Source organism: Rhodococcus sp. IC4_135 (genome assembly GCF_011602025.1).
Taxonomy (GTDB): Bacteria; Actinomycetota; Actinomycetes; order Mycobacteriales; family Mycobacteriaceae; genus Rhodococcus_F; species Rhodococcus_F baikonurensis.
The window spans coordinates 1-5651 of sequence record NZ_JAAOLG010000079.1; the positions used below are offsets into that span (position 1 = coordinate 1).

Genomic DNA, 5651 nt, shown 5'->3' on the forward strand with positions numbered 1-5651 from the left:
CAGACCGCCGCTCCCGCAGCAAAACCCGAATGCGGTGCCTGCGACCACGGATGGCTCCCCGAGAACTCCGAAGGCCAGGCAGTGGCTTGCCCCACCTGCCGCCCCGCCGCCGCAGCACGCGCCGTGTACGTCACCCCCAACTGCTGAACGAAGGACACCCCAATGAGCGCCATCGTTTTCCTCGACACCGAAACCACCGGACTCCACCCGACCACCCGCCGCCCCTGGGAAATCGCCATGATCCGCCGCGAACCCGGATGCGAAGACGCCCGCCTGCTCATCCAGGTCGTCGACGTCGACCTCTCTCACGCCGACAAAAGCGCACTCGCCATTGGGCGATTCCACGAACGGCACAACTCGGACCCCGCGGCGAGCTTTGGCAGCCTGCCGGAATCGGCCGCAGCGCGACAGGTCGAGTACTTCACCGCTGACGCGCAGCTCGCCGGAGTCAACATCAACTTCGACGAGGTAACCCTCGACGGCATGCTTCGCCGCCACGGGCTCATGCCTCGCTGGGACTACCACCTCATTGACCTGCCATCGATGGCACTCGGCTACCTCCACGGTCGCGCAGAAGAATCCGGCCTCGCAGAATTCCGCACCGCCGCACAACTTCCGTACAAGTCCTACGAACTGTCCGCGAACTGCGACGTCGAACCACCCAGCGAAGACGAACGCCACACCGCCATGGGTGATGCCGAATGGGTCCGACGTTGGTACGACGCCCTCACCTACACGTTCAGCCCGCTCCGGACGAAGCCATGACGACGTACGCGACTCCCGACCGCGAGGGCTCCGACGTCCACGTCATCGCCGCCAACGGCTGGCTCCTCTGCGCGGCCTGCACCGTCACCGGCAAGCCAGGCATCGACTACCGCATCCGCGCCACCGACATCCCCACGATGCTCGACCACCTCGACATCCACACACTCGCCGGCCACCACATCCCACCCCAAACCTTCATCCAGCTCCGCCGCGACCACTCCGACCAATTCGAAAAGGGACCACGATGATTGACCTCGCCTCCGTCAAGCGCGAATTCGACCTGTCGGTCACCGAACATGAGATGAAGATCCTCCACGAGGACGGCCTCTATCGACACCTGAGATTCCGCAGACCCGGAACGGGCATCTACGGATGGGATCTCATCACCTGGCCCGGTCACCTCGTCATTTCCGGAGACCTCGAAAGCTTCCACTTCAGCCGCGACGCCGACATGTTCGATTTCTTCGCCACCAGCGGACACCGATCAGAAGGCGGAATCAATCCGCACTACTGGGGAGAGAAGGTCGAAGGCACCTCACAGTGGCGGACCTTCTCGCCAGAGTTGTTCATCAAGCTCGTTGTCGAAGACTTCTGGGAGCGTCGGCACGACTACGCAGGCGATGTCGTCGCACTGTGGCGAGCAATTCGTGAGGACGTTCTGGCTTGGTCCGAGGATGAAAGCGAAGCCAGGAATGCGTTGCACAATTTCCGTCATCGCGACAAGCGAAACCTCGACGCCGACTTCGAATACTACGACTCGTGGGAATGGCCTCTGCTCGACTACGACCGCCACTACCTGCGATCCCTGCACGCGATCGTCTGGGGCATCCAGAAATACCGCGCAACACGGGCGTCAGCATGACCGCGGCCCTGTTCGACGTCGACGGCCTCCGCCACCCGGACACCTACCCGGAACCGCGGACCAACGACGAGAAGATGCTCGACAACCACCGCCGCACCTGCCAATCCGTACCCCCGGGCGACCTCGCCCCGCGGTTCCTCGGACGCCTCGTCTGGGTCCGCTGCTGGGCCACCCTCACCGGCGTGACCTCACAACCCAACCAGTACGGCGACATCCGCTACACCCTCCACGCCACCGATCCCGACGGCAAACACATCCGCAGCGGGGGATGGATGCCAACCAACCTCATCGCCGTCAAACGAAACGAGGACAAGTGAGCGCACCCAAAAGGATCCAACGCCGCCGCACTCGCGGCTGGAAGATGCCGGAAGGTGCTGTCTACGTCGGCCGGCCAACCAAATTCGGGAATCCGTACACCGTAGAGATGATGCAGAACCGTATCGATGAGCTCGCTGCGATCGATCGAGGTGACGGGCTCGCGACAATCGGGCCACAGCAATTGGCATACGACGCATTCCGCAGCGACTTGCGCTTCGGTCCGGACTCTCAGTGGTGGTGGTTCGGCCCGCACATGCCGATGATCATCATCGCCGGTGCGCTGGACGAATTGAAGGGCAAGGATCTCGCTTGCTGGTGCCGACTTGATTCTCCGTGTCATGCAGATGTGTTGCTCGAGATAGCGAACGGAGAGCGGCAGTGAAGCCATCCGAACTCCCGGCCACACAGAAGTGCAAATCCTGCCGCGCCGAAATCGTCTGGGCGAAAACAGTTGCCAAAGGTGACGCACTGATGCCCGTCAATCCCACACCCACGGCAAGCGGCAACCTCGCACTCCACGAACAGACAGGCAACCTCTACGCCGCCGTCGTCACCGGCACCAAACGCACCGCCATGGCAGAGGCCGGATACCCGCTCTATCAATCGCACTTCGTCGACTGCCCCCACGCCAAAGAATGGAGACGAAACCCATGATGTACCAGACCGTTGAAGAATCCGATGCCGCAGAAGAACGCCGGCGCCGCCGCGAAGAAGCCCGCGAAGAGGCCCGCGAGATCGAACAACCGGGAGAACCTTTGACCCGCAACGACTCAGGCATCTCGACCACTGTCTTGGCGAGTTTGACTGAACTCTCCACGCAGCGACCAGGTTTAGCCGAACTAACGCAGCGGCCGGGGTGGCGTGAGCGGCTCGAGATGCGCGCGAAAGGCGAGGAACCAGTTGCAGCTGAACTGGCAAAGGCCAGTGCTTTCACGCTCGTTGGGACGCTCCCGACCGGCAACGTGAGCCGCGCACCACAGATCCCACGCGTGCGAACACAACTCATCGAATTTGCTAAGCAGAACGTCGGCCAGTGGATCCACTACGAGAAGTCCACCGAAGACCCGTTCAAATCCGTCGACACGTTCGGCGGCCAGGTGCGGCGTGGGCAGGGCGGATTCGGCCCGGGTTTCGAAGCAGCTGTTCGGAGCAAGCGCCTCTACGTCCGATATGTGGGGGAGCAGCCCGAATGACCGCCACCGACATCCTCGCGCTGGGATCTGCCGTTGCACTCACCTTCGCGGCTGCCGCGTTCGTCGCTTTCCGGATCTCCGCCTGGATCTCCACGACACTCGCACAGACAGGAATCGCACGATGAACCTGCGACCGAAAATCGAAACCTCAGCCACGTTCGCCAAGCGCGGCAACCTCACACTCGCTGATCTGCAAGCGTTTCTCGACGGAACTGTTTCGTGGCCACGAGACACCGAACTGTTGATTGCTCAGCGTGAAAGCGGTATGCGATCAGGTGGCGCGCCTGAAATTACGATCACAGCCATTCTCCCGCGAGCGATTACCTGATGCCGTGGCGTGCGCGGTCATGCCGACAACGCGACGAAATCCTCGCCACCAACGCCAAGGAACCTGCCTGGGGAAAAGTCGAAGCCTCGACCGACCGCGAAGGCGAATTCCGCGACCTCATCTGCACCACGATGTGGGGCCTGCGCGACCAAGGACCAAACGGAACCGACATCCACGTCCTCAAAGACATCAAACACCCCGGCCCCGCCGGACACAGCGACCGCAAACGATGCGAACACTTCGAATGGATGCCCCGATGAATACGAAGATCGCACCCGAAGCATTGGAGACACCATGAGCACCGTCAAGACCTTCCGCAAGAAGCCCGTCGAAATCCAGGCAATCCAGTGGACCGGCGACAACTATGACGCTGCTGTCGAATTCGCTTCACGCGCTGCCCAGGGTTATCCAGGCGCGATCGCCGAACTGTTTCTAGACCTGTCCCACGACGAGGCGAAACAAGAAGCTCAAGAGCAGGTGGGTTGGCGCGAACTCGGAGACATGATCGCCAGGGGATGCACGGCGGCACTCTACGTAGATGCAAACTGCCGGTGGCTCGGGATCGAGACCGGAGAGTGGATTCTCAAAGATTCGGAAGGCTTCTACCCTTGCAAGGCAACCGTCTTCGCCGCGACATATGACGAGGTGTCGTCGTGACCGCGCCTGATCCGACCGTCGTCCACGTCCACCACCACGACATCGAGGCACACGCAGCGAGCTTCAACGAAGGCTACGAGGCTGGGAGTCAATTCGCGGAACCCGTGCAGACGGTGTACGACGAGGCGGTGTCGCTCTCGTACTGGCTCGCAAAGCAGTTGGGTGAGCATGTCGACGATGCCTCCGATCGAGGCGAAACACTCACCGACACCGTTCAGCGGCTCATCGGTCCGACACGTGAAACCCTCAGGAAGGCCATGGAGATTTGGCCTGTGACCGTGGCGGACCGGGACTACTGGAAAGCCCGCGCCGAAAAGGCTGAAGCCACGAGCGCCAGGGTTCGCGAGATCCGTTGTGGCAACTGCAATAACCCGCTCAGTGAAGGTTCAGGTAACTGTGTCAGTGATGCCGGACGGCCGCACATTTACGATGAGTCCGACCTGCGCGCTGCGTTGGACGGGTCCGGTGGATGACGACCTCGTTGAGCTCGAGGTTCAGCTCGATCCTCGCAAGTTCCCCTGCGCGTATTGCGGGCACTTCGTTTACTCGCACGTAGTCGGCCCCGCCGGACCATATTGCTGGACGGCGGGGTGCGACTGCACACCAAACAAGACAAGGAGTCACGAGTAACGTGCCGTTCTTTCAGGTCGACGACCAGCTGCCGGTCAACAAGAAGCCACGCAAGCTGACCGCGATGGCAGCGTCCGGTGATCCGATGGGTGTTGCAGCAATCGGATTGTGGACACTCGCCGGAGCGGATTCGCAAGCATCGATGTCCGAAGGCCGCGTAGCGCGTACCGACATCCTTCGAATCATTCTGAACCCATCTCTCGCCGACCAGCTCGCCCACCTTCTGGTGGACGCAGGGCTCTGGCACACGCGCGGCCACAAGTGTGGCCGCTGCGGACCGGTCGCAGCAGGGTCATGGTTGTTCCACGACTGGAGCCAGTTCGGTTACGGCACGGCCGAGCAGATCAAAACGAAGCGCGCGAAATCGAAGGAACTCAAAGAGCCGGCCATCGTCGCAGCGGTGTGGGCGCGGGATTGCCTCGACCCGACGAAACCAACCGTCGCGGCATGCCGATACTGCGGAACAGAAGTCCGACGGCACGACAGGAAATCACCGGTCCGACCGCACCTCGACCACGTTGATCCGAACCTCGCTGCGGGTGCCGCCAACATCGTCGTTGCCTGCGAAATCTGCAATCGACACAAGGCGAACCGTCGCCCCGAAGAAGCTGAAATGGTGTTGCAACCAGCACCGATCCGCAATCGCAGCAAAGCCGCCGTCTCGCCATCTGCCGCAGGGACGAACAAGTCAGATCAAACCCCAAATCAGTTGGGGCCGATCACAGATAAATCAAACGCCGAAAGTGTGCTCGTGCGCGCGGACGGGCGCGCACGCGCGGGCAGGGCAGGGGCAGGGCAGGGGCAGGGTCACGAAATAGGGTCACGCCCAGACTCCACCACCGACCGACCTTCAGCCGCACGCACACGCCGCCGACGACAACGCCGACGCGGAGGAACA

Annotated in this window: 12 protein-coding genes and 1 pseudogene; all 13 read left to right on the forward strand. The window is 61.9% G+C overall.

Features of this window, described 5'->3' with window-relative positions:
- The first annotated feature begins 162 nt into the window (after nucleotides 1–162).
- The gene (locus tag G8767_RS34765; RefSeq protein ID WP_166814206.1) at nucleotides 163–765 is read left to right on the forward strand and encodes an exonuclease domain-containing protein; all 603 of its coding nucleotides are present in this window, start codon (nucleotides 163–165) and stop codon (nucleotides 763–765) included.
- The gene (locus G8767_RS34770) at nucleotides 762–1013 is read left to right on the forward strand and encodes a hypothetical protein (RefSeq protein ID WP_166814208.1); all 252 of its coding nucleotides are present in this window, start codon (nucleotides 762–764) and stop codon (nucleotides 1011–1013) included. The genes G8767_RS34765 and G8767_RS34770 overlap by 4 nt, the downstream gene beginning before the upstream one ends.
- Nucleotides 1010–1627: a hypothetical protein gene (locus G8767_RS34775; RefSeq protein WP_166814210.1), complete on the forward strand. Its 618-nt coding sequence runs from the start codon at nucleotides 1010–1012 to the stop codon at nucleotides 1625–1627. The genes G8767_RS34770 and G8767_RS34775 overlap by 4 nt, the downstream gene beginning before the upstream one ends.
- Nucleotides 1624–1944: a hypothetical protein gene (locus G8767_RS34780; protein ID WP_166814212.1), complete on the forward strand. Its 321-nt coding sequence runs from the start codon at nucleotides 1624–1626 to the stop codon at nucleotides 1942–1944. The genes G8767_RS34775 and G8767_RS34780 overlap by 4 nt, the downstream gene beginning before the upstream one ends.
- A complete protein-coding gene (locus G8767_RS34785) occupies nucleotides 1941–2327 on the forward strand; it encodes a DUF4326 domain-containing protein (protein WP_346843070.1) in 387 nt (128 codons plus the stop codon). The genes G8767_RS34780 and G8767_RS34785 overlap by 4 nt, the downstream gene beginning before the upstream one ends.
- Nucleotides 2324–2599 carry a hypothetical protein gene (locus G8767_RS34790; RefSeq protein ID WP_166814216.1) on the forward strand — a complete coding sequence of 92 codons (276 nt, stop codon included), beginning with the start codon at nucleotides 2324–2326 and terminating at the stop codon, nucleotides 2597–2599. The genes G8767_RS34785 and G8767_RS34790 overlap by 4 nt, the downstream gene beginning before the upstream one ends.
- Nucleotides 2596–3138 (forward strand): hypothetical protein, encoded by a 543-nt coding sequence (locus G8767_RS34795; RefSeq protein ID WP_166814218.1) that lies wholly within the window; start codon nucleotides 2596–2598, stop codon nucleotides 3136–3138. The genes G8767_RS34790 and G8767_RS34795 overlap by 4 nt, the downstream gene beginning before the upstream one ends.
- Nucleotides 3135–3263 carry a hypothetical protein gene (locus tag G8767_RS36465; RefSeq protein WP_277346953.1) on the forward strand — a complete coding sequence of 43 codons (129 nt, stop codon included), beginning with the start codon at nucleotides 3135–3137 and terminating at the stop codon, nucleotides 3261–3263. Before G8767_RS34795 ends, G8767_RS36465 begins: the two co-directional genes overlap by 4 nt.
- Nucleotides 3260–3466: a hypothetical protein gene (locus G8767_RS34800; RefSeq protein WP_166814220.1), complete on the forward strand. Its 207-nt coding sequence runs from the start codon at nucleotides 3260–3262 to the stop codon at nucleotides 3464–3466. The genes G8767_RS36465 and G8767_RS34800 overlap by 4 nt, the downstream gene beginning before the upstream one ends.
- Nucleotides 3466–3726: a hypothetical protein gene (locus G8767_RS34805; protein ID WP_166814222.1), complete on the forward strand. Its 261-nt coding sequence runs from the start codon at nucleotides 3466–3468 to the stop codon at nucleotides 3724–3726. The genes G8767_RS34800 and G8767_RS34805 overlap by 1 nt, the downstream gene beginning before the upstream one ends.
- Before the next feature lie 34 nt (nucleotides 3727–3760).
- On the forward strand, nucleotides 3761–4123 hold the full coding sequence (locus G8767_RS34810) for a hypothetical protein (RefSeq protein WP_166814224.1): 363 nt from the start codon (nucleotides 3761–3763) through the stop codon (nucleotides 4121–4123).
- On the forward strand, nucleotides 4120–4596 hold the full coding sequence (locus tag G8767_RS34815; protein ID WP_166814226.1) for a hypothetical protein: 477 nt from the start codon (nucleotides 4120–4122) through the stop codon (nucleotides 4594–4596). The genes G8767_RS34810 and G8767_RS34815 overlap by 4 nt, the downstream gene beginning before the upstream one ends.
- A 158-nt stretch (nucleotides 4597–4754) precedes the next feature.
- Nucleotides 4755–5651: pseudogene (locus G8767_RS34820) on the forward strand (HNH endonuclease); the annotation flags it as partial.